General features: G+C 60.4%; 17 protein-coding genes. 9 read left to right on the top strand and 8 right to left on the bottom strand.

Translation table 11 applies throughout. The features are described 5' to 3' along the window. Positions 1–56 precede the first annotated feature (56 nt). Together ACUXUR_RS13755 and ACUXUR_RS13750 are read left to right on the top strand one after the other, a co-directional pair. The gene (locus tag ACUXUR_RS13755; RefSeq protein ID WP_445502926.1) at positions 57–893 is read left to right on the top strand and encodes an aldo/keto reductase; all 837 of its coding nucleotides are present in this window, start codon (positions 57–59) and stop codon (positions 891–893) included. 29 nt (positions 894–922) lie between these two features. Next, the gene (locus ACUXUR_RS13750) at positions 923–1,765 is read left to right on the top strand and encodes an inositol monophosphatase family protein (RefSeq protein ID WP_445502925.1); all 843 of its coding nucleotides are present in this window, start codon (positions 923–925) and stop codon (positions 1,763–1,765) included. A 25-nt stretch (positions 1,766–1,790) separates the two neighbouring features. Here ACUXUR_RS13750 and ACUXUR_RS13745 read toward each other — a convergent pair whose 3' ends face one another. The 3 genes from ACUXUR_RS13745 to ACUXUR_RS13735 form a co-directional block, all read right to left on the bottom strand. Beyond that, on the bottom strand, positions 1,791–2,321 hold the full coding sequence (locus ACUXUR_RS13745) for a hypothetical protein (RefSeq protein WP_445502924.1): 531 nt from the start codon (positions 2,319–2,321) through the stop codon (positions 1,791–1,793). A 64-nt stretch (positions 2,322–2,385) separates the two neighbouring features. Then, positions 2,386–3,633: a phosphoglycerate dehydrogenase gene (gene serA / locus ACUXUR_RS13740; RefSeq protein WP_445502923.1), complete on the bottom strand. Its 1,248-nt coding sequence runs from the start codon at positions 3,631–3,633 to the stop codon at positions 2,386–2,388. A gap of 304 nt (positions 3,634–3,937) precedes the next feature. Next, positions 3,938–5,794, bottom strand: coding sequence for a sigma-54-dependent Fis family transcriptional regulator (locus tag ACUXUR_RS13735; RefSeq protein WP_445502922.1), 1,857 nt, complete (start codon positions 5,792–5,794; stop codon positions 3,938–3,940). Positions 5,795–6,042: 248 nt separating this feature from the next. Here ACUXUR_RS13735 and adh point away from each other — a divergent pair, with 248 nt between their 5' ends. The 4 genes from adh to ACUXUR_RS13715 all read left to right on the top strand — a co-directional run bounded on the left by adh (position 6,043) and on the right by ACUXUR_RS13715 (position 10,110). Then, positions 6,043–7,560, top strand: a complete 1,518-nt coding sequence (adh, locus tag ACUXUR_RS13730; protein WP_445502921.1) for an aldehyde dehydrogenase — start codon at positions 6,043–6,045, stop codon at positions 7,558–7,560. 246 nt (positions 7,561–7,806) lie between these two features. Beyond that, positions 7,807–8,178: a DUF779 domain-containing protein gene (locus tag ACUXUR_RS13725; protein WP_445502920.1), complete on the top strand. Its 372-nt coding sequence runs from the start codon at positions 7,807–7,809 to the stop codon at positions 8,176–8,178. Positions 8,179–8,324: 146 nt separating this feature from the next. After that, the gene (locus ACUXUR_RS13720; protein ID WP_445502919.1) at positions 8,325–9,098 is read left to right on the top strand and encodes an endonuclease/exonuclease/phosphatase family protein; all 774 of its coding nucleotides are present in this window, start codon (positions 8,325–8,327) and stop codon (positions 9,096–9,098) included. Positions 9,099–9,162: 64 nt separating this feature from the next. Then, the gene (locus ACUXUR_RS13715) at positions 9,163–10,110 is read left to right on the top strand and encodes a putative bifunctional lysylphosphatidylglycerol flippase/synthetase (RefSeq protein WP_445502918.1); all 948 of its coding nucleotides are present in this window, start codon (positions 9,163–9,165) and stop codon (positions 10,108–10,110) included. Positions 10,111–10,113: 3 nt separating this feature from the next. Here the strand turns inward: ACUXUR_RS13715 and ACUXUR_RS13710 are convergent, their stop codons facing one another. After that, positions 10,114–11,586: a phospholipase D-like domain-containing protein gene (locus ACUXUR_RS13710; protein ID WP_445502917.1), complete on the bottom strand. Its 1,473-nt coding sequence runs from the start codon at positions 11,584–11,586 to the stop codon at positions 10,114–10,116. A gap of 311 nt (positions 11,587–11,897) precedes the next feature. On the opposite strand from ACUXUR_RS13710, the gene ACUXUR_RS13705 reads away from it, so the two are divergent. The 3 genes from ACUXUR_RS13705 (at position 11,898) to glgA (ending at position 15,158) form a co-directional block, all read left to right on the top strand. Then, the gene (locus tag ACUXUR_RS13705; RefSeq protein ID WP_445502916.1) at positions 11,898–12,278 is read left to right on the top strand and encodes a DUF2934 domain-containing protein; all 381 of its coding nucleotides are present in this window, start codon (positions 11,898–11,900) and stop codon (positions 12,276–12,278) included. Between the two features lie 148 nt (positions 12,279–12,426). Beyond that, the gene (glgC, locus tag ACUXUR_RS13700; RefSeq protein ID WP_445502915.1) at positions 12,427–13,710 is read left to right on the top strand and encodes a glucose-1-phosphate adenylyltransferase; all 1,284 of its coding nucleotides are present in this window, start codon (positions 12,427–12,429) and stop codon (positions 13,708–13,710) included. Continuing rightward, positions 13,707–15,158, top strand: a complete 1,452-nt coding sequence (gene glgA, locus ACUXUR_RS13695) for a glycogen synthase GlgA (RefSeq protein WP_445502914.1) — start codon at positions 13,707–13,709, stop codon at positions 15,156–15,158. Before glgC ends, glgA begins: the two co-directional genes overlap by 4 nt. A gap of 6 nt (positions 15,159–15,164) precedes the next feature. On the opposite strand, the gene glgX is transcribed toward glgA, so the two are convergent. The 4 genes from glgX to treZ all read right to left on the bottom strand — a co-directional run bounded on the left by glgX (position 15,165) and on the right by treZ (position 26,519). Continuing rightward, on the bottom strand, positions 15,165–17,369 hold the full coding sequence (gene glgX, locus ACUXUR_RS13690; protein WP_445502913.1) for a glycogen debranching protein GlgX: 2,205 nt from the start codon (positions 17,367–17,369) through the stop codon (positions 15,165–15,167). A 96-nt stretch (positions 17,370–17,465) separates the two neighbouring features. Continuing rightward, positions 17,466–19,694, bottom strand: a complete 2,229-nt coding sequence (gene glgB / locus ACUXUR_RS13685; protein ID WP_445502912.1) for a 1,4-alpha-glucan branching protein GlgB — start codon at positions 19,692–19,694, stop codon at positions 17,466–17,468. 157 nt (positions 19,695–19,851) lie between these two features. Next, a complete protein-coding gene (locus ACUXUR_RS13680; RefSeq protein ID WP_445502911.1) occupies positions 19,852–24,708 on the bottom strand; it encodes a malto-oligosyltrehalose synthase in 4,857 nt (1,618 codons plus the stop codon). Next, on the bottom strand, positions 24,705–26,519 hold the full coding sequence (treZ, locus tag ACUXUR_RS13675) for a malto-oligosyltrehalose trehalohydrolase (RefSeq protein WP_445502910.1): 1,815 nt from the start codon (positions 26,517–26,519) through the stop codon (positions 24,705–24,707). The genes ACUXUR_RS13680 and treZ overlap by 4 nt, the downstream gene beginning before the upstream one ends. Position 26,520: the final 1 nt, after the last annotated feature.

Here is a 26,520-nt window from a genome sequence, read left to right as displayed (position 1 = left end):
ATCCGAGTTGATCCTCAAGAGACGCAGCCTCCACCATTTTTTCTCAAGGTGCCGTTATGAGCCGATACGTCACGCTGCCGACAGGCGAGGTCGTTCCCGCATTGGGGCAGGGAACCTGGCAAATGGCCGACATGTGCGGCAAGCGTGCCCAGGAGTTCGAGGCGCTGCGCCTGGGAGTCGAGTTGGGCATGACGCTGATCGATACCGCAGAGATGTATGGCGAAGGCGCTGCCGAGGAACTCATCGCTGAGGCTCTCGGGTCGGAGCGCGACCGTCTGTTCCTCGTCAGCAAGGTCTATCCGCATAATGCGAGCCGCAGGGGTGTCATCGAAGCATGCAAGCGAAGCCTGAAGAGGCTCAAGACAGATCATCTCGATCTGTATCTGCTGCATTGGCGCGGCAGCGTGCCGTTGGAAGAGACGGTAGCAGGTTTCGAGGAATTGCGCCGCTCCGGCATCATTCGCCACTGGGGCGTCAGCAATTTCGACACGGACGATATGGAGGAGCTGTTCGAAATCGAGGGCGGCGCAAACTGCGCCACCAATCAGGTGCTCTACAATGTGACGCGGCGCGGCCCTGAATATGACCTGCTCCCCTGGATGACGGAGCGCCGCATGCCGCTCATGGCCTACAGCCCGATCGAGCAGGGGCGTCTTCCGAAAGCTGGCATCCTGCAAACCATCGGGCGCCATCATGGGGCAAGCCCCTATCAGATCGCTTTGGCCTGGCTTCTGCAGAAGCCAGGCATCATCGCCATTCCCAAGGCGTCGAGCCCTGCTCATGTGCGGGACAATCAGCGTGCTCTCGAAATCCGGTTGAGTCCTGAAGAATTGAATGCCATCGATGCAGAGTTTCCAGCGCCTAAGCGCAAGCGTCCGCTCGAAATGATCTGATCCTCTTTCTTCGGCAAAACGTGAGCACGATGAGCTTTTCCAGAACCGATGCCCTCAAAGTTGCGGAAATCCTCAGGAATGCTGCTCAGAGGGAAATCCTTCCCCGCTTCAAGAACCTGTCCGCCGATGCGATCCGCACGAAGACATCGCAGCTCGATCTGGTGACGGATGCGGACGAGGCGGCGGAGCGCATGATTGAGGCCGATCTTCTGCGTGCCTTTCCGAGCGCGCTCGTGATCGGCGAAGAAGGCGTCAGCCGCAATCCCGATCTTCTCGATGGATTGGGCGATGCCGATCTCGCCTTCATTCTCGATCCCGTGGACGGCACCTTGAATTTTGCATCAGGTCTTCCGCTGTTCGGGGTCATGGCATCCGCCGTGATGAAGGGCGAAGTGGTTTGCGGCGTCATTCTCGACCCGATCTGTGACGACTGGGCCGTGGCCGTGCGCGGAGAAGGTGCGTGGCTGCAGCGGCCCGACGGCAGCACAGCTCCCTTGAACGTGGCTTCTCCCGTCCCGCTTGCGGAGATGGCGGGTAACGTGTCGTGGCGCTATCTGCCGCAAGACCTTCGTCCTGTCGTGACCGGTCATCTTCCGCGCATCGCCATGGCTGCGGATTTGCGATGCGCGGCGCACACCTATCGCCAGATCGCCGGCGGCCATCTCCACTTCGCCTTCTCGTCGAGCGTGATGCCTTGGGATCATGCGGCGGGCTGGCTGATCCACCGCGAGGCCGGCGGCTATACGGCGCATTTCGACGGCTCACCCTACAAGCCCATCAGTCGTGGAGGCGGCCTGATCAGTGCGCCGGACAAGGACAGCTGGCAGGCTTTGCGCGATGCGCTCCTGCCGCCTCAGTTGGGGGATTTCTGAGCGACGGTAAATGAGGAAAGTGTCCCTATGCGTTGGGTTTGGTATCCGCATCGGGAACCATCCTGGCGAGGTCCTGGAGAAAGGCCACGGATTCCCTGGGCCGTCCTTCCTGTTCGGCGATCCTGCTGATGTTCTGCAGCAAAGCGGCGACGTCGGTCGCTTTCGCCACCCGCCCAACCGAGAGCACATGAAAGAATGCCGAGAAGGCCACCATGATGGCTTGGTTGTGCTCTTCGAGCCTCCGGCACTGCTCCTTGAGAGCTTTGATATCCTTCTCCTGAGCGGAAACAATATCCACCAGAGTCAGCATCTGTTCGGCGAGTGTGTCGACGGAGGCGCTCATGTCTGTTGAAGATTCCGGCTCTTTGGGAGTGATGGAGGGTGAAGAGAATCGATTGCCCGCACGAGGGCGTGTTCGGGGGGTGGGACGCTGATCGGCACCGAGGGGCGCTTCGGTGTCTTCAGCGCCGACCGCCGGCAGACGCGCAACTTCAGCAAGGCGTGAAGCTGTTTGCTGGAGAAGGCTGCGGATCCGTTCCTGAACGCGGGCGATCATGGGACGATCCAAGCATGGCTCCACGCTTTAGGAAAGGGCCAATGCAGGATCGTGTGACGTCCGATCAGCCGAGGGCGTAGAGCAGGCGGGCCCGGATCGTGCCTTCCAGCGCGCGGATCTCCCGGAGCGTCTCCCGGCTCTGTTCAGGCTGCCCCTCGACCTCGATCACCACATAACCGATCTCGCCGTCGGTCTGCAGATGCTGCGCTGTAATGTTAAGGCCGCGCTTGGAGAAGGCCTGGTTGAGACGTCCCAGCATGCCGGGCACGTTGCGATGCACGTGGATGTAGCGCGTGCCCGTGGCGCGTGACGACAATTGCACCTGCGGGAAGTTGACCGCGCCGATAGTCGAGCCCACGTCGGAATAGTCGATCAGCTTCCTGGCGACTTCGGCGCCGATGCGCTCCTGCGCCTCTTCCGTGGAGCCGCCGACGTGCGGGGTCAGGATCACGTTGTCGAGGCCCTGGAGCGGGGTCACGAAGCGCTCCTTGTTGGAAGCGGGCTCGACGGGAAACACGTCGACGGCGGCGCCGCGCAGATGTCCGCTCTTCAGCGCCTCAGCCAATGCGTCCAGATCCACCACGGTGCCGCGGCTGTTATTGATGAGGTACGCGCCTTTCTTCATGGCAGCGATCTCGGAGGCCCCGATCATGCCATGCGTCGCAGGCGTTTCGGGCACGTGCAGGCTCACCACGTCACTCTGACTGAGCAGATCGTGCAGGTTCTCGACGGGCTCCGTGTTGCCGTGGCGCAGCTTATCGGTCTGATCGTAGAAGATCACGCGCATGCCCATCGACTCGGCCAGATACGAGAGTTGCGAGCCGATATTGCCGTAGCCGACGATGCCGAGCGTCTTGCCCCGAACCTCGTGACTGTCGATGGCCGATTTGTCCCAGGCACCGGCATGAGCCGCCGTGGATTTCGGGAAGATACGCCGCAACAGCATGACGATCTCGCCAATCACGAGTTCAGCGACGCTGCGGGTATTCGAGAAGGGGGCGTTGAAGACAGGAATGGCAGCATGGCGCGCGGCGTCGAGATCGACCTGATTCGTGCCCACGCTGAAGCAGCCGACGGCGATGAGGCGGTTGGCTGCCGCGAAGACCTCAGGTGTCAGCTGGGTCCGGGAGCGGATGCCCAGAATGTGAACGCCCTGCAAGGCCTCGATCAGCTCCTTCTCATCGAGAGCCGTCTTGAGATAGGTCAGGTTCGTGTAGCCCGCCGAACGGATAAGCTCGACGGCACTCTCGTTGACCCCTTCGAGCAGAAGCACCCGGATCTTGTCTTTCTCAAGAGAGAACTGCTCGCTCATATCGGCTCCATTCACCTGTCGCGGCATGCCCATAGCTTGTTGGGTCGGCCAGGAAAATCCCTTTTGCCATCTCGCCCAAGACAGGTCTGACTGACAGGCACGGTCAGTGCCTCAGGCTGATAGGCTTTCGCAAGAGGAAGGCCCCTCGAAGGAGGCAATTTCATACCTCCTATGCGTCGCCGCCATCAATGCGCTTTGGGCGTATCCTGAACGAATCCAGTCGCTCGGGCGGCCGGTCAGAAAGGCGGGAGCCAGTGCCGGATGTACGCACGGCTCCCGTTCTTTCGGGCGGAACAGGCGTGCTTCAGGCGTTGCCCTGGAGACGCCGATAGAGGGTGCTGCGGCTGATCCCGAGTCTGCGGGCGGCGAGCGAAACATTCCCTTCGGCTGCCGCAAGGGCCTCACGCATGGCCGCGATGGTCATTGAATCGAGCGTCGCCGGGAGAGGCGCGGGCCTTGCCGGGGCAGGGCTCTGCGCCGGTGGCGCATTCCTCACATCCGGGGGGAGGGCGTCACTCCCCAGCCGGTCTCCCGGCTCGCACAGTGCCAGCATGGCCCTGAGGCAGCCAACCAGCTGGCGGAAATTGCCGGGCCAGTCGTAACTGGAGAGTCGTTTCCGGCATTCAGGCTCCAGAACGATTGCTTGAGAGGCTGCACCAAGGGACTCCCAGATGGCGTCGATCAGCTGCATCCTGTCAGCCCGATGCCTCAATGGTTGCAGCTCGATACTGTATTGCGCGATCCGGAAATAGAGATCGGAGCGGAACCCGCCGGTCTGGACGAGCTCCGAGAGATTGCGGTTCGTGGCGCAGATAAGGGTGAAATCCACGGGCACCGCGCGGCTGCCGCCGAGAGGCACGACTTCCCGCTCCTGGAGCACGCGCAGAAGCTTGGTCTGGAGGGAGAGCGGCATGTCGCCGATCTCATCGAGAAACAAAACGCCGCCATCCGCTTCGCGTAAGTGACCTTTCGATCCGCCGGGACGCGCACCGGTGAACGCTCCCGCCTGGTAGCCGAACAGCTCCGCTTCCATCAGGGTCTCGGGCAGGGCGGCACAGTTGACGGCGACGAATGGCTTGTCCGCCCGCGCGCTCCCGCCGTGAACGGCACGGGCGAAAACTTCCTTGCCCGTTCCCGTCTCGCCCCATACCAGAACCGGAACGTCCGCGTTGAGCAGCCGAACGGCGCGGTCCAGTGCCCTTTGTGTTTCGGCATTGAAGATGGGACCGATATTCGCGGGCGGGAGCGCCTGCTTCCGTCGAAGCATTGACGAGAGAGTGGGTTTGCGATGTTCCAGCCGTCCGAGAAGGGCGGCGCCATCGCTGCGCTTCAGGTTGCCCGTATCGGCAAGGGTCCTGACACCGTTCTGGAACAGGTCTGACCAGGTGACTGTCCCCAGCGCATCGAAGTTACGGCCAACGAGCTTCAGGCCATACCTGTTGGCGGCCTTGAGGCAACCATCCTCAAAAACGAGAATGCCCTCACGAGACGTTCCCAGCATGGCCGGGTCCGTGTGGATGTGTACGATATCCGCATGCTCGAAACCGCGATCGAACAGGCGATACTCAATCTGCTCGGCAGCAAGCCGCACGAGACCGAGCGCATGGGCGTGATGCACTTCAGCCGGACCTGAGAGATCGAGAACTCCCAGCACCTCTCCATGCGGCCCGATGATGGGGGTGGCGGAACAGCTCAGGATCCGGTTGCATTCGAGATAGTGCTCGGCGCCCCGGACCTCGATGGGGCACCCTTCCGCGAGAGCCGTTCCGATCGCATTCGTGCCGACCGTCTGCTCGCTCCAGGGCACGCCGGGCATGAGAGCGACGCGTGCTGCGCGCTGGGCGAAATCAACGCTGCCGATCGTGTCGAGAACGAGCCCGCGCGCATTGGTGAGGATGACGATGCTATCGGTCGCTTCCGCATCCGCATACAGGGCCTCGATCTCGGGCCGGCAGAGACGCCTGAACGTCTCCGCTTCTTCCGCGGAGATGGCGAATTCGCGAGAGGTGAGAGGTTCCGGTAGGGAATTGGCACGCCCTTCAAGACCTAAAGCCGCGCAGCGGGTCCAGGAGCGGAGAATGGGCTGCGAGATCAACCCACCGGGGACACTGCCCCTGGAAAAGAACGATTGACGCGCATGCTGAATCTTATCTGACGACACGGCTTCCTCCTGTCCCGGTGTCGCAAATTGCAACAGCTGTCGCAGATGCGTTTCTTTACGTGACGCAAAGCATCATAGCCGAACTTCCGGTAAAGCGAAGCGGTCAAAAGTGCACACGGTCAAGCATTGCCGGTCTCATGATTGCAGACAGTGACTTACGGCGCTGCGGGGACGATTGCTGCTTTGCAAAACAGTGCTTTGGCACGGAAATTGCTCATCTGGCTATGTTCATCCAGGGAGGAAACCAAATGAACAAGCCAGAATTTCTCTCGATCGCAAAAGCACCCTTCAAGACCCGTTATGGCAATTATATCGGAGGCGAGTGGAAGGAGCCTGTCGCCGGAAAGTATTTTGAGAATGCTTCGCCCCTGAACGGCAAGGTGGTCTGCGAAATAGCGCGCTCCGACAAGGACGATATCGAGAAAGCTCTCGATGCGGCGCATGCGGCGAAGGACGCCTGGGGCAAGACGGCACCTGCCGAGCGTGCACGCATTCTCAATGAGATCGCCGATCGGATGGAGGAAAACCTCGATCTTCTCGCATCGGCCGAGACCTGGGACAATGGCAAGCCGATCCGTGAGACGACAGCCGCCGATATTCCGCTCGCCATCGACCATTTCCGCTATTTTGCGAGCTGTATCAGAGCGCAGGAAGGCTCGGCGGCCGAGATCGATCACGACACGGTCGCCTATCACTTCCATGAGCCGCTCGGCGTGGTCGGACAGATCATTCCCTGGAACTTCCCGATCCTCATGGCGGCCTGGAAACTCGCACCGGCTCTTGCCGCCGGTAATTGCGTGGTGCTGAAACCTGCCGAGCAGACTCCCGCTTCGATCCTGGTCTGGGCGGAACTCGTCGCCGATCTGCTGCCGGCAGGTGTGCTCAATATCGTGAACGGCTTTGGTCTCGAAGCCGGCAAGCCGCTGGCATCGAGTTCGCGCATCGCCAAGATCGCCTTCACCGGCGAGACGACGACCGGCCGTCTCATCATGCAATATGCGAGCCAGAACCTCATTCCGGTCACGCTGGAACTCGGAGGCAAGTCGCCGAATATCTTCTTCTCCGACGTGCTCGCGGAAGATGACGCGTTCTTCGACAAGGCCCTCGAAGGCTTCGTGATGTTCGCACTCAACCAGGGCGAGGTCTGCACCTGCCCGAGCCGTGCGCTGATCCAGGAATCCATCTACGACCGGTTCATGGAGCGGGCGCTCAAGCGCGTCGAGGCGATCAAGCAGGGAAGCCCTCTCGATCCCACCACGATGATCGGCGCTCAGGCCTCCAGCGAGCAGCTCGAGAAGATTCTCAGCTACATCGATATCGGCAAGCAGGAGGGCGCTCAGGTGCTGACCGGCGGCGAGCGCAACGTGATGTCGGGCGATCTCGCCGGCGGGTATTACGTGAAGCCCACCGTGTTCCGTGGCCACAACCGCATGCGCGTGTTCCAGGAGGAAATCTTCGGGCCTGTGGTCTCCGTCACGACCTTCAAGGATGAGGACGAGGCGCTGCACATCGCCAACGACACGCTTTACGGCCTCGGCGCAGGCGTGTGGACACGCAACGGCAATCGCGCCTATCGCTTCGGCCGCGCCATCCATGCAGGCCGTGTGTGGACCAACTGCTATCATGCCTATCCGGCCCATGCGGCCTTCGGCGGCTACAAGCAGTCGGGCATCGGCCGCGAGACGCACAAGATGATGCTCGATCACTACCAGCAGACCAAGAACCTGCTGGTGAGCTACAGCGACAAGGCTCTCGGCTTCTTCTGATGCCCTGGCGCATCGTGCGGACCCGGAGGGCCGCGTCAACGAAAAGTGGACCCGGTTTTCTGCTCCAAACGATGCGCTGATTGAAAAAATTGAGCATCGGATCGATCCCAAAAGTGAAAGTCCACTTTTCTCGTCCGATGCTCTAGGAGGCCGACGCGGACGAAGGGGCAGTCGTCCGAAGGGATCGGGCTCCAACAAGGCCGGGGCGCACTGCGTCCCGGCCTAATACCGAGGGAGGGAGAAGGAATGGATGCTGGCATTTTGCGCGTGACGGCAACGCCTGCGGCGCTCGACCTGATCGCGACGTTGCAAAACGAGTACGGACCTGTCCTGTTTCACCAATCCGGCGGCTGCTGCGATGGATCATCGCCCATGTGCTATCCGCAAGGAGACTACATCGTCGGTGATGCCGATGTTCTCCTCGGCACCATTGGCGGTGCACCCTTCTACATGAGCCCCTCACAGTACGAATACTGGAAGCACACTCAGCTCATCATCGACGTGGTGCCAGGACGAGGAGGGATGTTCTCTCTCGAGAATGGCCGCGATGTCCGTTTTCTCACGCGCTCGCGCCTTTTCTCCGATGAGGAAGCCGTGCAGCTTGGTCTGAGCGGTTGAGCGGCTCCTGTTCTCGATTCTAAAATAATGTTGCGCTCTCTGGAAGACGGCGGGGAAATTCTAAGCCGCTCGTGGGTTATTGCTGCTGAGGTTGCCGTTCCGCAGCCCTGTCTGCACATGTAATAATTCCCATGGAAGGAGACGAGGTGCCGCGTATCCTGACCTATAACGTGCGTCGCTGTCTTGGTACGGACGGTCGGCTCTCGCCGGGGCGCATTGCCGACGTGGTTGCGGCTTACGAACCGGACGTCGTGGCCCTCCAGGAACTCGATGTGAGGCGGGCGCGCACCGGTGGGGTCGATCAGGCCCATGCCATCGCGCAGGCTCTTGGCATGCAAATGCATTTTCATGCCAGCTTGCGCGTGCTGGAGGAGGAATATGGCAACGCCATTCTCACCCATCGCCCCTCGCAATTGATCAAGGCAGGCCCTCTCCCGGGCAGAATCGGGCGCCTGGCACCAGAGCCTCGAGGAGCGCTTTGGGCGTCCGTCAATCTCGGTGGAACAGCCGTGCAGGTGATCACGACCCACCTGGGATTGCGCCGAAACGAGCGGCTGGCGCAGGTGGATTGCCTCCTCGGGCCGCAATGGCTGGGACATAATGCCTGCCGCGAGCCCGTGATTCTGCTCGGCGATTTCAATGCGTCTCCCCGTTCGCGGGCCTATCAGCGCTTGGCATTGCGCCTGCGTGATGCACAGAAAGCAGTGCCTCTCCATCGCACGAAGCCGACATTCCCGTCCCGGTTGCCCATGCTGCGGATCGATCATGCCTTCGTCAGCCACTCGATCCATGTGATCCGGGTCGAATCAATCCGTTCGGCCGTGGCTCGTGTCGCATCTGATCATCTGCCCTTGATGATCGAGTTTCAGGTGATGCCGGTCAGGGTTCACAAGGCCAGAGTGGAACACGTTCGCGATTAGAGGTGGAACCAGTCCTTTCAAGGATCGCTTGTCCAGAAATCAGCCCAGAAAGACCGGAGAACAGATGCGGAAGATCTGGAAGCCCCTGATCGCGGTTGTCGCCATCGGCCTCGCCGCTTTCCTGCTCTACCGCACGCTCAGCCGCTACAGCCTGGACCAGTTGCTGGAGGCGGTCCTTGCCGTCCCAGTGGCGCGATTGGGAGCCGCAGGCGCGTTCGCAGCGGCCAGCTACGTATGTCTGAGCGGCTTCGATTATCTCGCCTTGCGCTATGTCGGTCGGCCGCAGCCTTGGTATCGGGCAGCCTGGGCCTCCTTCACGAGCCTGTCGCTCGGCCACAATATCGGCCTCGCTTTCCTCAGCAGCGGTGCGGTGCGCTATCGCTTCTACACCCGCTGGGGCCTGAGTGCCGAGCAGGTGGCGAAGGTCATCCTCTTCTGCGGCATCACGGTCGGGCTCGGCCTGATGGTCCTGGGAGGCGCGGCGCTCCTGCTGCGCTCGAGCCTGGCGGTTGAGATCACCGGCCTCGCGAAACCTATCGTAATCGTGCTTGGCCTTGCCTGCTTGGCCATGCCGGCGCTCTACCTGGTGCTCTCCACCTTCGTGCGGAGGCCTCTCAGGATACGCCGCTGGGCGCTGGAGATGCCGCCCTTGCGTCTTGCCGTCGGACAAATCGTCATCGGCTCCGTCAACTTCGCCTGCGTTGCCGCATGCCTTCATCAGGCGCTCGCAGCCGTCACGGATGTTGCCTATATGGGCGTGGCGTCCGTTTATGTGATCGCCAATACCACAGCCCTCATCAGCCATGTGCCTGGTGGCCTCGGCGTCATTGAAAGCGTGGTCATGTATCTTCTGCCAGGGCAGGATCTCATCGGACCGCTTCTGGTGTTCCGGTTCGTCTATTTCCTCATTCCGCTCTGCATCGGCATCGTTGTGTTCGGGCTGACGGAACTGTTTTATCGCCGGAGGAGCCAAGCACATGCGAGCCGGAGCGAGACCCCGGTGAGGGCGTGAGCCTTAGCCTTTCAGCCCTTTCAGGAACCAGAGTGGCTCGAAGGGCTCCAGCGGATCGAGAAGGCTCGTGCCTATGGCGGGATCTGCAGGGCCTTCATCGTACATCGCGTCGAAGGGACGAAGGCAACGTCCGTTCACGTTCAGGCGCTCGATGGCGGCGATCAGCGAGCCACGTTCTTCCGAAACCGTACCGGAGAAGACGTCTGGGTCAGTGCCGAGATGCTCGGCCAACAGCCGGTCTCGCAGGCCCGCAATCGTCCGGCGTATGTCGTCATTGGTTGCCTCGATAGCGAGGTCGCATTCCGTGTCGAGACCGATCGAGCGGTTATTCAGGTTCGACGACCCGATGCGCAGGAACGTATCGTCCACGATGATGAGCTTCGAATGAACCAGCACCTGGCAGAAGCCGTCTTCCGCCGGTACGACGGGGTAGTAGACACGCAGACGATCATACCGGTCCGCCTTGCGCAATCGCCGGATGAGACGGTCGCGGTTGGTGCCCATCACCTTCTTCTCGGCCCAGCCATGGGATTCATGAGTCTGGATCACGACGATCTCCGGGCCGTCAGGATCGGCAAGGTGCTGCTCGAGAACGTCGCCGATGTAAGGCGCCGTCATATATTGCGCTTCGATGTAGATGGATCGGCTCGCTGCGCGGAGAGCGTCCAGATTGAGCGCTGCCGTCTCCTGCACGGCGGAATGCACGCCCCACGCCGGATAGGTTCGCGCGATGGCAACCGGTGTGTTGGTAAAATGAGGGGGAAGATCCGGCGGCCATGGATCCAGCCCAGGCTGGGGCAGGGGTGAAACCTCCTCGCCTGTCGCGATCCTCCAGCGTTCATAGGCCAGTTCTGCGAGGCAATGGGCGGCAGGCCCCGTCACGACCATCTGGATGTCGTGAACCGGATCGTAAATCGTGCCATCGTCTCTGAGGCGGTGAGGATTGTCGCAGGCGTGGTCGTTCGTGTCCCAGCGCCTCACGGTCAAATCCATACCGCCCACGAAAGCAAGGCTGTCGTCGATGGAGACGACCTTCTGGTGATGCGCGGCATAAAGCGGGTGGTGCTTGTCGAGGCGCAGCTTCAGGCGAGGATGGTTCTGCCATTCGGCGCCGAAGATCAGAGGGCCCGGTGCGCCCGGAGCATGGACAACGGCGATGCTCCAGACGAGGATGCGAATTTCAAGTTCAGGCTTCTCCTCCACAAGCGAGCGCAGGAGGGGGCCGAGCGGGGGCGAACTCTGCGGATCGACATCGGGGCGCAGGCGAATGCTGCCGTCGAAGTCCCAGCCGATGATCATGATCGAGCGCTGCGCTTTGCGCATCGCGGCTTCGAGCTGGGTGAAATACTCTGCCCCGTCAATAAGGGCCGAGGCGCGATCCGCAGGCACGACGCGCCAGCAATTACGGCCAGGCTGGAGGATCGGGCGCGACAATGCCCGCGCGGTCTCCAAGCCTGGAACACTTCCAGTCAGCACGCCTGTCTCATCAAACAAATGCACGTTGCTCATGGTCATCGGAACTGCATCGGCAACTCGGGTACGAGGCCAAGGTTCCAGTTTTCGATATATTGTAGCGAAGTCCGCGCCGGGCCCTTTCCACTGCGCCTAAAAATTAATCCCCTAATGAGGCTCAAAAACCCCAAGCTTGCTCGACCCGAGCCGTTGTCATTCGCGTACGCTGCCTAATAACTTATGCAGCGTACGGGCGTTGATGATGAAGCCTGATGAGTGGCCATCCGGTTCACTGTCTCCCAGGCGAGAGCAGGCGTGAGGACAAAAGGGCGATCATGGACAAGGAACTTGAACAAAGAATCCGGGAACGGGCGTACGAATTATGGATGCAGCACGGGAGCCAGCCCGGCCAGGCTGATGAATATTGGTATCAGGCAGAACGCGAGATTCTCGGAGAGCAAGACGATGTCTCCAGCAGCATCTCGTTTCCTGTCGTCGGCAGCGACGAAGACGCTCCTGTCGAAACGAATCCGGCCCCCCTCGGAATGACGAGCGAGACCCTGGACGAGGTTCTGAGCAGCCCTGCCGCCCCCAAGACGAGAAGGCGCAGAAGCACTGCTGCTGAAGCAGCTGCAACTGTCGGGGAGGTGAATGAAGCTGCCGGCGAGACAGTCGCTGCTCCGAAACGGAGGCGATCCACAAAACCGACGATATGACGCAAGAAGCGTTCTAGCCTTCGCGCGATGGATGCGAAGGTTATGGGGCAGGAACTCCCTCTGCAATCCGGAACAGGCAAGAGAACTTCCGGCCGGGTTCAGAGTCTACAAACAGGGCACACAGCGCCCTTGATATGAGGACCTTACCTTGCCAAGCCCGAGCGTTGCTTCCGCGCCTCTTGCCCGCCATGCCATGGCTTACATTCTTGCGGGAGGTCGCGGTTCCAGGCTCATGGAGCTGACGGATATTCGCGCCAAGCCCGCCGTCTATTTCGGCGGCACTACGCGTATCATCGATTTTGCCCTTTCCAATGCGCTCAATTCCGGCATTCGGCGCATCGGGGTGGCAACGCAGTACAAGGCGCACAGCCTCATCCGGCACCTGCAGAGAGGTTGGAACTTCTTTCGCTCCGAGCGCAATGAGAGCTTCGACATTCTCCCCGCAAGCCAGCGCGTTTCCGAGACCATGTGGTATGAGGGAACGGCGGATGCGGTGTATCAGAACCTCGATATCATCGCGAGCATCGATCCCGAATACATCGTCATTCTGGCAGGCGATCACATCTACAAGATGGATTACGAGATCATGCTCCGCCAGCATGTGGATTCCGGTGCGGACGTGACCGTCGGCTGCCTCGAGGTTCCGCGCATGGAAGCAACGGGCTTCGGCGTGATGGCTATCGATGAAACGGAGCGCATCGTCTCGTTTCTGGAGAAGCCTGCCGATCCACCCGGCATGCCCGACAAACCTGACATGGCGCTGGCCAGCATGGGGATCTACGTCTTCAATACGCGATTCCTGTTTGACCAGTTGAGGCGGGATGCGGCTACCCCAGGCTCGAGCCGGGACTTCGGCAAGGACATCATTCCCTATCTCGTCGAGCACGGGAAAGCGGTCGCGCATCGCTTCACCACTTCCTGCGTGCGCTCGGGCGCAGAGGCAGGCGGAAGCGATGCGCCGGCCTATTGGCGCGACGTCGGGACGGTTGACGCTTATTGGGAGGCCAATATCGACCTGACTGCCATCGTTCCGACTCTCGATCTCTATGACCGCGACTGGCCGATTTCGACCTTCTCCGAAACCTGGCCACCTGCCAAGTTCGTGCACGATGAGGATGGCCGGCGTGGATATGCGATCAATTCGCTTGTCGCCAGCGGCTGCATTGTCTCCGGCGCATCCTTGCGCCAGTCCCTTGTCTTCACCGCCGTGCACCTGCATTCCCATGCCCATGTGGAGGGCGCGGTCATTCTTCCCTATGCCGATATCGGACGGGGAGCGCGATTGAAGAACGCGGTGATCGACCGTGGCGTGCGTATCCCGGATGGATTGGTGGTGGGTGAGGATCCTGACGAGGATGCCCGACGGTTCCGGCGCACGGAGCGGGGGATCTGCCTTATCACGAAGCCGATGATCGATAGGCTGTCTGGATGAAGTCTCTGAGCGTTCTGTCCGTCGCGTCGGAGCTGTTTCCCATCATCAAGACAGGTGGCTTGGCTGATGTGGCCGGTGCGTTGCCATTCGCGCTGGCCCGCGAGGGAGTGGATGTCATCTCCCTTCTTCCCGGCTACCCCGCTGTCCTGAAAGCGCTGGGGCACACTGAAACGGTTCGTGAATATCCGCATCTTTTCGGAGGCTCGGCTCGTCTCCTCTCGGCGACGGTGAAGGGGCTTGATCTCTTCGTCATCGATGCGCCGCATCTCTACGAGCGCCCAGGTTCGCCGTATCTGACGCCTGACGGGCGGGACTGGCCGGACAATGCGAGGCGCTTCGCGGCTCTGGGACGGGTGGCTGCCGATATCGGGCAGGGTCATGTGCCCGGCTTCCTTCCTGATATCGTCCATGCCCATGACTGGCAGGCAGGACTCGCCCCAGCCTATCTGCATTACAGCGATATGCCCCGGCCGGGCACGGTCGTGACGATCCACAACATCGCCTTTCAAGGGATCTTTCCCGCGGATCTGCTCTACGAACTGGGCCTTCCGCCCCATTCCTTCACGGTGGACGGAGTCGAGTATTACGGTCAGATCGGATTCCTGAAGTCAGGCTTGCTGCTTGCGGATCGCATTACGACAGTGTCTCCGACTTATGCGAAGGAAATTCAAACGCCTGAAGGTGGAATGGGTCTCGACGGTCTTCTGCGCTCCCGATCAAAGGACGTTTCCGGCATTCTCAATGGAATTGATGAAGACGTCTGGAATCCTGCGAGGGATCCTTCTCTTGCTGCGGCATTCAGCCGTGACGCACTGGACAGGCGCGATGCCAACAAGCGGGCTCTGCAGCAGCGGCTTGGTCTCGATGAGGATCCCGACGCGATGCTCTTCGGCGTGGTGAGCCGCCTGTCCGAGCAAAAGGGGCTCGATCTCGTGCTCGCGGCCTTGCCTGCACTTCTGGCGGATGGAGCGCAGCTTGCTCTCCTGGGCGCCGGTGAGCGGACGCTTGAGGAGAGTTTTCGAACCGCCTCCATCGTTTATCCGGGACAGGTGGGCTGTTTCTTCGGCTATGACGAAGGCTTGGCGCACCTGATCCAGGGTGGAAGCGATGCCTTGTTCGTGCCCTCCCGTTTCGAACCCTGCGGGCTGACACAGCTCTGCGCCTTGCACTACGGCAATGTGCCCATTGTCTCTCGTGTCGGAGGCCTCGCCGACACTGTCATCGATGCCAATGAAATGGCCGTGGCGGCAGGCGTCGCCACGGGCTTCCAGTTTTCACCCGTCAATCTGACGGGCCTCATCGATGCAACCAACCGGGCCAAGATCCTCTGGTCTGACATGGAGGCCTGGCGTCGGCTGCAAAGAAACGGCATGGCAGCGGAGGTTGGATGGGACAGGGCTGCCCGCCAATATGTCCATCTCTATCGCTCATGCCTCGAGGAAGTCTGAGAACATCTATCCGGTACTCCGCTTCTTCTTCGGTTGCTCCTCCGGCTGAAGTTGGAACAGCAGCAGCGAACGACCGGTTACCGTGTATACCTTGTCGAAATTGAAGGATGTAGGGACATTCAAGTCCGGCCTGTTCGTGTCGACAAGGCATGCCCATGCCCGACCGCCGGTGACGGCGGGGAGCTTGCACTTCACCACATCATGATGGGCGTTGAGGATCAGGAGCAAGGTCACGTCCGTACCGCGCTTGCGGATGCCTGTCGGCTGTGCACGGCCGTCCAGCAGGATAAGGAGGCAGCGGGCGTGAGGATCTTCCCAATGCACGGGAGTCATTTCATCGCCTGAAGGTGTGAGCCATGTCACATCCTTGACGTCAAGTTCCTCGTTGTAGACGCCAGAGAGGAAACGCCCGCGGCGAAGGATCGGCAGGCTCTGGCGCAGCTGGATCAGCCTGCGGGTGAACTCGAAGAGTTCCGCGCCATCCTCGTCGACTCCTTCCCAGTCGATCCAGGAGATGTCGTTGTCCTGCGCATAGGCATTGTTGTTGCCGTGCTGCGTGCGGGCAAATTCATCACCTGCCAGCAACATGGGTGTGCCCTGGGAGAAGATCAGGGTGGCGAGCATGTTGCGCATCTGCCGGAAGCGCAAGGCGCGGATCTCGGGATCGTTCGTCTCGCCTTCGACGCCGTGGTTCCAGGAGAGATTATGATCGTGTCCGTCCTTGTTGTCCTCGCCGTTCGCCTCGTTGTGCTTGTCGTTGTAGGAGACGAGGTCGCGGAGCGTGAAGCCGTCATGGGCTGTGATGAAGTTCACTGAGGCCCAAGGCTTGCGGCCACGCTTGTTGAAGAGGTCCGCAGAGGCAGTGATGCGAGAAGCGAGCCCCGGTAATTGTCCATCTTCCCCCTTCCAATAGGCGCGGACTGTATCGCGGTAGCGGTCATTCCATTCAGCCCAGCCGGGAGAGAAGCGCCCGACCTGATAGCCGCCGGGGCCGCAATCCCACGGCTCGGCGATCAGCTTGATGCGACTGAGCACGGGATCCTGCCTTACGGCATCGAGAAAGCGTCCATCCTCCTCGAAGCCATGGGGCTCACGGGCGAGGATGGTGGCAAGGTCAAAGCGGAAACCGTCCACATGGACCTCCTGCGCCCAATAGCGCAGGCTGTCGGTGACCATTTGCAGGACCCGCGAATGGCTCAAGTTGACCGTGTTCCCGGTGCCGGTATCGTTGATGTAGTAGCGCTTCTCGGGAGCAAGTCTGTAGTAGGAGGCATTATCGATGCCCTTGAAGGAAAGGGTTGGGCCCAACTCGTTCCCTTCAGCCGTGTGGTTATAGACAACGTCGAGGATCACCTCGATCCCGGCATCGTGGAAATGGCTGACCATTTCCTTCACTTCGTTCACGAATGGGCTCGCGAGATAACGCGGCTGCGGGGCAAAGAAACCAATGGTGTTATAACCCCAGTAATTGCGTAGATTTTTCTCGATCAGGTAACTGTCGTCCACGAAGGCGTGGATCGGCAGGAGTTCGACGGTAGTGACGCCAAGGCTCTTGATGTAGTTGATCGATTCATGATGCATCAGGCCCGTGAAAGTGCCGCGGAACTCTTTCGGGATCGCGGGATGCTTCATAGTGAAACCGCGCAGATGCGCCTCATAGATGATCGTGCGCTCCCATGGAATCTGCGGCCTGCGTTCACTCCCCCATGTGAAGGCCGTGTCGATCACACGGCATTTGGGCATGAAGGCTGCGCTGTCGCGCTCGTCGAAAGACAGATCCGCGTCGGGCGAACCGACCTTGTAGCCGAACAGGGCTGGGTCCCACCTCAAGTGACCGATGATCTGCTTGGCGTAAGGATCGAGAAGCAGCTTGTTGTGGTTGAAGCGATGTCCGGCATCGGGCTCGTAAGGCCCGTGCACACGGTAACCATAGGTGGTGCCGGGACGCGCATCCGGCAGGTAGCCGTGCCAGACTTCGTCCGTATATTCCGGCAATTCGATCCGCTCCAGTTCGCGCTTGCCTTCAAGGTCGAAGAGGCAAAGCTCGACCTTCGTGGCATTGGCGGAGAAAAGGGCGAAGTTCACGCCAAGGCCGTCCCAGGTCGCTCCCAGAGGGTAGGGCAGTCCCTCCCGAAGTCGGGATGTCCGCCGAACAGTTGGAGTAACGATGTCGACTGGGGCAGGTTCTCGGATCTCGATTTTGTCGTTCATCGCGGGTCTCAGGAAGCGGAGCAGATCGGTTCACATCATCAACGCGCCAGGAGGCTGGAAGTCCCGTGGGAAGCTCGACAATATGCTTTCCGCCAATCAGGCGCGCTCGAGAACCAGGATGAGAGTGGCCAGAGGCGGGATGGTGAGACAGAGGGAGCAGGGGCGCCCATGACTCGGCGTCTCCTCGGCCGAAACCCCTCCGAGATTGCCGACATTGCAGCCTCCGTAGACTGAGGCATCCGTATTTACGACCTCCCGATAGAAACCGGGCAACGGCACGCCGATGCGGTATTCCTCCCGCGGAACAGGGGTGAAGTTGGAGACAACCACCGCGATGGAATTCTCGTCATCGCCCCGCCGCAGCCACGCGATGACGCTGTTGTCTCTGTCATCGGAGACGATCCACTCGAAGCCTTTCCACTCGCAGTCGCGTTCATGCAGTGCCGGAACAGAGCGATAGGCGGCATTGAGATCACGGATGAGCGTCTGGACACCCTTGTGGTAGGGATCGTCCAGAAGGTGCCAGTCGAGGCTCTGGTCGTGGTTCCATTCCTGCTCCTGGGCAAATTCTCCGCCCATGAACAGCAGCTTCTTTCCCGGATGCCCCCACATGAACCCGAAATAGGCGCGCAGGTTCGCAAAACGCTGCCATTGATCGCCGGGCATCTTGCCGATGAGTGAGCCTTTGCCATGAACGACCTCGTCATGGCTGAGCGGCAGAATGAAGTTCTCCGAGAAAGCGTAGAGAAGACCGAACGTCAGATCGTGGTGGTGATAACGGCGGAAGATCGGGTCCTTGGTGATGTAGCGCAGGGTGTCGTGCATCCACCCCATGTTCCACTTGAAGCCAAAGCCAAGACCGCCGGTGTAGGTCGGCTGCGAAACGCCGGGCCATGCGGTGGATTCCTCAGCGATGGTGATAGCCCCCGGCGCCGAGGCATAGGCGACCTCGTTCATGCGGCGCAGGAAGTCGATCGCCCCCAAATTCTCGTTGCCGCCGTATCGATTGGGAATCCACTCGCCAGGTTTGCGGGAGTAGTCGAGATAGAGCATCGAGGCCACCGCATCGACACGCAAGCCATCGAGGTGGTAGCGCTCCAGCCAGAAGCGGGCATTCGCGACGAGGAAAGTGGCAACCTCCTGCCGCTCGTAATTGTAGATGTGGGTGCCCCAATCCTGATGGAATCCGAGACGCGGATCGGCATGCTCATAGAGATGCGTGCCGTCGAAATAGCTCAGGCCATGCGGATCGTTCGGAAAATGGGCCGGCACCCAATCGAGGATGATGCCGATTCCGGCAGCATGGGCCGCTTCCACGAATGCTGCAAAATCCTCAGGCGTGCCGAAGCGGCTCGTGGGTGCATAAAGGGAGATCGGCTGATAGCCCCAGGACCCGTCGAAAGGATATTCGGTGATCGGCAAGAGCTCGATATGCGTGAAGCCCAGACCCTTCACATAAGGGATGAGCCTGACGGCCAGCTCGCGATAGGTGAGATAGCGGTTGCCTTCCTCCGGCACGCGCGCCCAGGATCCGAGATGGCATTCATAGATGGACATGGGCGCCTTGCGCTGGTTCTGCGCGGCGCGGGCCCTCATCCATGCCCCATCGTTCCACGCGAACTCTGGAGTGTCCTTGAGAATGGAGGCAGTGGCGGGAGGATGCTCAGCCATAAAGGCGAGAGGATCGGCTTTGAGCGCCAGCAGATTTCCGTGAAGGCCGACGATCTCGAACTTGTAGCGCTGGCCCGCCATGACGTCGGGAATGAAGAGCTCCCAAACGCCACCCTCATGGCGTCGCCGCATCGGGTGGCACCGTCCGTCCCAGTTGTTGAACTCGCCGACGACGCTCACGCGCAATGCGTTCGGAGCCCACACGGCGAACAGAAAGCCTTGGATGCCCCCCAAATCCAGATGATGGGCGCCGAGCTTTCGGTAGATCGCATTGCTGCCGGGATCGCGGAGCTGCGCGACATCGTGATGGGAAAGGAAAGTTCCGAAGCTGTAGGGATCGTGCCTGATCTCCACATGGTCCTGGCTCTCGACCTTCAGCCTGTAATCCGGACGTTCCGAAGTATTCAGAGTACCGACGAACAGCCCATCGGCAAGCCTCCTCTCCATAGGAACGAGAGCAGTCTGTCCGTCACGCGCGACGACAGTGACCGCATCCGCATGGGGAATGATGGCTCTGACTTCCCAGGTGCCCGGTAAAATCTCGTGAGGACCGAGCACGGAAAAGGGGTCACCGGATGCGATGATGTCAGCAACCGATTGCGGCTCGACCGAACGCTCCTTCACGCTCTGCGATCCACCCCTGCGCTGGGCCATGCTGACTTTCCCTTGGTCGTTCTTCCGCTGCCATTGATGAGTCTTCGTGGCGGCGTTCTTGCATCACGAGAGAACACCATTATGGGGCGGACCCGATCCGCGACCAGACGGAGGAGGGCGAAGGGAGGTGAGGGTAAGCACTGCGTGGCGCAAGTCCTCATGTGGATCGATCCTGCTTTAAGACCGCAAAGGGGAAGGAGGACAAAAGCTCGCCCAGGTCCTGTCCACCGGCCATAATGGTGCTAACCTGGCCCGTTATCACATTCCGCCACTGGCCGTCAGGCAAGGCGAGACCCAACCCGCTCCACATTGCAGGGTCGAACTTGGGGCGGTCTGTACTGACGAGGCTGTTCCAATGGCGAGGAACAATGACGGCGAGTTTGCCGTCGCCGTGCTGCCTCATGAAGGCAATCACATGGGAGGCACGCTCGCCCTCAACCGGTATCGCCTGATAATCACCATCGGCATAGAGGCTGGGTGTCGAGGCTCGATCCTGCAGAAGGCGTGCGAGAATGGACTGCTTGACGCGGCCATCCTGCCATTCAGATAGGAGTGCCTCCAGAGATGGTATCTCAGCAAGCGCCCGAGCGCGGGCAGTATAATCGACGGGCCTGCGATTGTCGGGATCGACGAGAGAAAAATCCCAGAACTCCGTCCCCTGGTAGATATCAGGCACCCCCGGCAGGGTCATTTTAAGGATGGTGCGCGAGAGACCGTTCAGCATGCCGAGGACAGAAATACGCCGGGCAAGGGGCCGCAGCCGATCGAGGACTCCGCCTTTCGGGTCGAGCACGGCCTGTAGCACGCTCAGCGCTGCCTCTTCGTACTCGTTATTCGGATTGACCCAACTCGTCTGCCGCTTGGCCTCCCGAAGAGCTTTGGTGACATAGCCTTTCATGCGTTCATGAAAGGATGCCAGCTTTTGGCCGTCATCCCCATCGAGAAGCTCCAGTGGCCATGCGCCGAGGAGTGCCTGAAGCAGGATCACTTGATCATTCGCATCCGGGGCAGCGGAGCCGTTCACGTCGGAGAGATAAGGCGAGATGGCCTCACGCCAGAGGCTGACGGCTTCTTCCCATTCCTCGGGTATTTCGGAGAGCGCCAGCAGGCGGGCGCGGGCATCCTCGCCGCGTTTCGTGTCGTGAGTGGCGGTCGCAATCATGGCATAGGGCCAGTCGCTCGCCCTTTTGGCATTGGCCTCGTGGAATTCTTGCAAGGTAAGACCAAAATGCCCCGGATCGCCACCGACCTCGTTCAAGGCAATGAGGCGCCCATAACGGTAGAACAGAGTGTCCTCCAGGCTCTTGGCCATGACCGGGCCGGTCAGCTGCTGGAAGCGCCGGCGGAAGCGTCGGACGTCAGCGGGATCGGCTGCTTGCCCCCTGCCGAATAGAACCGCAGCAATGAAGTCATGCACGCTTCGGTCGGGCAGGGCGCTGGACTGCTTGGCGGCTTGGACGGCTCCCTCGACGAGGTGGACATCCGCGAGTGAAGGCTCGCCTTCGCCAAGATAGCTGCGATAGACCGGGAAAACAGCGATGATCTCCACCAGAGCCCGACGCAGGGCATAAGCCGTGTAGTCCCGGGTGTGGCGACTGGCATCCGCAATTGTCTTGATGTCGGAGACCAGGACCTCAAGCTCACCGGCAAAATTCGATTGTGTCATTTCGAGCTTTGCCTGCTTCAGCAGATCGTCATACTCATCCGCAGGGCCGGATGCCCCGCGGTAGATACGTTCGAAGGTTTCGCCTGCCTGCTCGTCGAGAAGAACGCCGTCAATCAGGTTGAGAGCGTCATATCCGGTCGTGCCGGCAACAGGCCAGGGACGCAGTTGCTCTCCGGGCTCCAGAATTTTCTCGACGACGACATAGAACCCGGGGCCTACCTTGCGCTGCAGCGCGCGAGCATATCCTTCCGGGTCGGCAAGGCCGTCGATGTGGTCGATCCGCAGACCATGAATCCGGTTCTCCTTCACCAGACGCAAGATGAGCTCGTGCGTCCGTTCGAAAACCTCCGGAACCTCGACCCGCATGCCTGCGAGATTGTTGATGTCGAAGAAACGGCGATAGTTGATATCGCTCGACGCAACCCGCCAATAGGCCAGGCGGTAGGATTGAGCTTCGAGAAGGCGGTGCAGGGCATTGAAGCTGTCAGGAAGGCCTTGAGTGCCATTGAGAAACTTCAAGGCATGGTCGATCGCTTTCCTGATCGATGGCTGATCGGCAGCAATGCGCGACAATTGCCGTTTCAGCTGCTCACCTTCTTCCTGCAGTGAGGAGGGATGCTCCAACGATGTCGGCTCGCCCATGGCGCGCAGGCGTTCCGTCAGTGCCAGCAGGTCACCGGCCTTTGCTCTTTCATCGAGAGCAGCCAAGGCTTGGTCGAGCACCATGGGATAGGTTGTCGGGCAGATAGGCAGCCGGTGCTCCCAATGCCAGACGCTGAAATTGCCTTCATTGGCGTCGAATTTCAGTTGCAGCTCGCCCTTTTCCAGGGCCTCGCCGTAAAGACTGCCGAGAACAGGCACGATCAGCTTGCCCTGAGCTCCGGGTCTCTCCCAATCGATGTCGAAGGCATCAGCCGCAGGCGAAAGCCGCCCCCATTCCAGCACCGACAGCCACCAGCCATTGGCGCTCCCGCCCACGCCCATATGATTGGGCACGATATCGAGCAGAAGTTTTAGGCCGTGGGCCGTCAATGCATCCGACAGGCGGAGGAATCCCTCCTCGCCGCCAAGTTCCGGATTGATGGCGGAGTGATCGACGATGTCGTAGCCATGCGTCGAGCCAGGGCTGGCCGCGTGAATGGGCGATGCGTAGACATGGCTGATGCCGAGCTTGGCCAGGTACGGCACGATCCTGACGGCATCATCAAAGGTGAAGTCCCTATGAAATTGCAGCCGGTATGTGGCGCGAGGTGGCGGAGATGCGAGGGCATTTCTCCGGGGCCGCGCGTCCCGTCCTTCTTCCGTCAGAGCGACGGATAACTTCGCCATCAGCTGACCGGGAGCCGTAATGTCGTCGATCGTGTTCGAAAGACGCCGGCGCCAGTTGGGGTGGCCTGCATCCATGCCTGGCATGTTTGGCTGGTTCAGCTCGCCCGAGGCATCCTCAACTTGCAAGGCCGTCAGCACACATGAGGTCCGTGCGAGATAGCGCACAGCTCCTTCGAGCGGTGGTTCATCCGGCGTGCTCGTTGATGAGAGAAGGCCTTCTTCGGCAAGAGCTTTCGTGAAGTGCTGCTTATCCGCTTGGCGCGCAGCACGTTCATTTGCTGCTGTCTCAGGGTCGAACACACCGAGCGTCTGCCGCAGGTCAATATCGAGTCCTCGCCACCATCCGGTGAATGTGGGAAGGTCATGGGTCGTCAGGACGGAAAGGGCTGAGCGTGGATAATCCTCCGGCTTCTTGAAGTCGGCCCCGTCACGCTCGAAGGGCAGGACACGATAGCTGAGAAGACCCGATGCCATGATGGCATCCGAAAAGCCCTCTGGGGCCGTTCCAAGATCTTCCGCGATGACAAGGCAGTGGGCGCGATGACTTTCGATGCGCAGAACCGCGAGCATGGCGCCGAACGGATAATCGACATAGGCCCCTTGCGATGCCGGCGCGCCAGATGGAATGAGGAAGAGGCGTTGCAGCTGAAAGGCGTGGTCGATGCGTATCGCACCGGCATGGCGCATGTTCGCCGCCACAAGATCGCGGAAGGCTGCCAGGCCTTGTTCTTCCAATGTCAGGGGATTGAAGGGCGGCAGGCCCCAGTTCTGACCTTGTGGCCCAAGAGGATCGGGAGGCGCTCCGACAGCGAGCCCAGGCGCAAATCGATCGGGCGTCGCCCAGATTTCAGAGCCGCCGCCGTCAGCCCCGACGGCAAGATCGCGATAAAGGCCGATCGTCAGGCCAGCGGCCCGTGCGCGCTCGGCCGCTTGTGCCAGTTGACGGTCTGCCAGCCATTGAAGCCACACATAAAACGAGACGCATTCCCGACGATCGTCGCGAAAGCGCTCGATCTCGGTTGAATGGATATCGCGGTAGGCCTCAGGCCACTCGCCGACCCACGTGTGTCCCTGCTCATGAAGATACTCGGAAAGAGCCTCGAATGTCGCATGCGCTTCAAGTGCTTCTCCTCCTGCGCGCCTGAAGGCTTCGAACGCAGCATGGTCGCCGGATTTCTGAAAGTGGCTCCACAAGGCATCAAGCATCGGACGCTTGATCGCCCAAGCCTCCGTATAATCAATGAGCTGGGCGCTCTGAAGACGGAACAAGCGCTCCTGAACATCCTTCTGTTTCAAGATCTGCCTGGCCCCACTCTCGGCGAAACCTTCTACACGGGTCGGATCAATATAAAGTGCTTCCAGGAAAAGACGGGAGGAGGGCGAATAGGGCGAGATCTTCGCGCGGTCGGCTGAGAAGAGCGCATGAACGGGGCTGAGGCCGAGGAAGGCTCCGCCAAGTGTTCCGACACCTTCAGCGAGGAGGGCGATGTCCGTATAATCGCCGATGCCGAGGTCGTTCTCCGAGTGCAGAGAGTAGATCTGAGCAGTGGCTCCCCACAGACGCTTCCGACCTTCGAATGCCTGAGGCTGCCAGCAGGCGTCGGGTGCTGAGATGATCGTCGCTTCAAACTCTCCGATCTGCAGGCGATGATAGCCCATGGGCAGGGCAGGGATATTCAGCGCCGCTTCGCCTTTCGGGAGAGTTCCTTCATGTGTCGCTCCCGTCTCTTCCGTGACCACCCAGCCGGCCTGCTCGACTTTGCCGCGAAGTGGGATGATTGCTGGACGATCGGAGGAAATCGAAACGACGGCAGGGATTGGACCTGCTTTCAATCCTTCGAGCCGGGCAAGGCTCTGCTGCGCTTCATCTTCGGAGCCGATCCTGAGACCGAGAGCCGCCAGAAGGGCGTTGCGTGTTTCCGGGCTCGTCTCGATGCTCCGCCCGAAGGCATCGGCGTAGTCCGGTGAAATGCCGACCAGTTCAGCCATGCGCTCCAAGAGAGCATCCAGCTTGCTCATGCCGATGCCTCTTTCACGATCATGCCCTTCCAGGGTTCGAGCTGCGCGTTTCCATCGGAAGGACCTGAATTTGACCAGAGCACCTGGACATCGTTTCCGATGTCGATGGACATAGGCCGATCTCCGAAGTTCGCCAGCAGGCGGAGTTTTGCGCCCGCAAATGCCCAGGTGACATCAAGCATGCTCTCAGGTGAGATCGTGTAGCGAGAACCGCGATATTCGCTTCTGAGGAGAGGCAGGATCTCGTCTTTCCGCAGTTTCAGCAGGCGCTTTGTCTCCAACAGGGCTTCCCGATGGGGAGAGCGCTCGGGCTCCGCCCAGTCGATCCTGGAGCGCTCGAAAGTCGCAGAGTCCGTTGGATCAGGAATGCTCTGTGCTGTGTCAGGATCGGCAAAGGCTTTGAAGTGCTTGAACTCACCCCGGCGCCCCTCTCGCACGGCCTTGGCGAGATCGGGCTCCGACTCGAAGTCGACGAAGAACTGGAACGGGGTTGATGCTGACCATTCCTCACCCATGAAGATCAGCGGAATCTGGGGTGAGAGAAGAAAGATGGCCTGCGCCAGTGCTAGGCGATCCTGTGGGACAAGATGGGAGAGGCGCTCCCCGAACGCGCGGTTGCCGACCTGATCATGATTCTGAAGGAAGGATACGAAAGCTGTCGGCGGCAGATGAGCGGAGGACTCTCCTCGGATGACGCCCGGCTTATGGGCCGATGGATCACCCTGATAGGCAAAGCCCTCGGCGAGCGCGCGGCCGAGTCGCCTAAGAGGCTCGTCCGCATAATCCTGGTAGTAACCTTCATTCTCCCCGGTCAGCAGGGCATGCCAGGAATTATGAATGTCATCCGCCCATTGCGCCGTGTGGAGGCGAGGGCTTCTGTCAGAGTGCCGCTCGAGCCAGCGCGCCTGATTGGCTTCGTTCTCCAGAACGAGATGGATGTGTCGGTCCCGAATGGACTGACGGATGCGTGTGGCGAGTTCCTCAAGGAAGTGCGGCCTGCTGTCGTCGACGATGGCGTGAACCGCATCGAAGCGAAGCCCGTCGAAATGATACTCTTCCAGCCAGTAGAGCGCGTTATGAATAAAGAAGTCGCGCACGAAGCGAGCGCCTTCGCCATCCACGTTGATACCGGCACCCCAAGGCGTCGGGTGCCGTTCCGTGAAGAAAGGTTTCGCATAGGCGTGGAGATAATTCCCGGATGGGCCGAAGTGATTATAGACCACATCGAGGAACATCATCAGCCCAAGCTCGTGCGCATGGTCGATAAGCCGCTTCAAGTCTTCCGGACGGCCATAGGCAGCATCCGGGGCATAGGGAAGGACGCCGTCATATCCCCAGTTCCGGCGGCCAGGGAATTCGGCAATCGGCATCAGTTCGATAGCCGTGATGCCCAGATCGCGCAGAGCATCCAGCTTTTTCACGAGGCTTGCATAAGTGCCTTCAGGCGTTGCCGTGCCCACATGCACTTCGTAGATGACGGCCTCTTCCCAGGGGCGCCCACTCCAGGAGGTGTCTGACCACTCATAGGAGCGTGGGTCGACAACAAGACTCAACCCGTGCACGTCGTCCGGCTGAAAGCGGGAGGCGGGATCCGGCACCACAAGATTTCCATCGACCCTGTAGCCGTAACGGCTGCCTGCCCGAGCATGGGACGAGACGAGGCGATACCAGCCATCCTCGTGGATTTCCATCGCCTGATCTGCCCCGTCAAGCACAAGCTTAACCTCACTCGCGGTGGGTGCCCAGAGGGCAAAGCGAACACCATCTATCGTGATCTCCGTCCCGAAAGGCATCGGGTGAATACGCTGCATG

It is taken from the genome of Microvirga medicaginis (genome assembly GCF_052658925.1).
The sequence above is the reverse complement of the archived record's forward strand: the minus strand, read 5'-3'. Positions and strand labels throughout refer to the sequence as shown.

Bases quoted from the DNA above. Each gene is read 5' to 3' on its own strand.
- glgA (WP_445502914.1), top strand. From the start codon at position 13,707: ATGAAGTCTCTGAGCGTTCTGTCCGTCGCGTCGGAGCTGTTTCCCATC.
- ACUXUR_RS13745 (WP_445502924.1), bottom strand. From the start codon at position 2,321: ATGATCGCCCGCGTTCAGGAACGGATCCGCAGCCTTCTCCAGCAAACA.
- ACUXUR_RS13725 (WP_445502920.1), top strand. From the start codon at position 7,807: ATGGATGCTGGCATTTTGCGCGTGACGGCAACGCCTGCGGCGCTCGAC.
- ACUXUR_RS13755 (WP_445502926.1), top strand. From the start codon at position 57: ATGAGCCGATACGTCACGCTGCCGACAGGCGAGGTCGTTCCCGCATTG.
- ACUXUR_RS13750 (WP_445502925.1), top strand. From the start codon at position 923: ATGAGCTTTTCCAGAACCGATGCCCTCAAAGTTGCGGAAATCCTCAGG.
- ACUXUR_RS13680 (WP_445502911.1), bottom strand. From the start codon at position 24,708: ATGAGCAAGCTGGATGCTCTCTTGGAGCGCATGGCTGAACTGGTCGGC.
- serA (WP_445502923.1), bottom strand. From the start codon at position 3,633: ATGAGCGAGCAGTTCTCTCTTGAGAAAGACAAGATCCGGGTGCTTCTG.
- ACUXUR_RS13705 (WP_445502916.1), top strand. From the start codon at position 11,898: ATGGACAAGGAACTTGAACAAAGAATCCGGGAACGGGCGTACGAATTA.
- adh (WP_445502921.1), top strand. From the start codon at position 6,043: ATGAACAAGCCAGAATTTCTCTCGATCGCAAAAGCACCCTTCAAGACC.
- glgB (WP_445502912.1), bottom strand. From the start codon at position 19,694: ATGGCCCAGCGCAGGGGTGGATCGCAGAGCGTGAAGGAGCGTTCGGTC.
- glgX (WP_445502913.1), bottom strand. From the start codon at position 17,369: ATGAACGACAAAATCGAGATCCGAGAACCTGCCCCAGTCGACATCGTT.
- treZ (WP_445502910.1), bottom strand. From the start codon at position 26,519: ATGCAGCGTATTCACCCGATGCCTTTCGGGACGGAGATCACGATAGAT.
- ACUXUR_RS13715 (WP_445502918.1), top strand. From the start codon at position 9,163: ATGCGGAAGATCTGGAAGCCCCTGATCGCGGTTGTCGCCATCGGCCTC.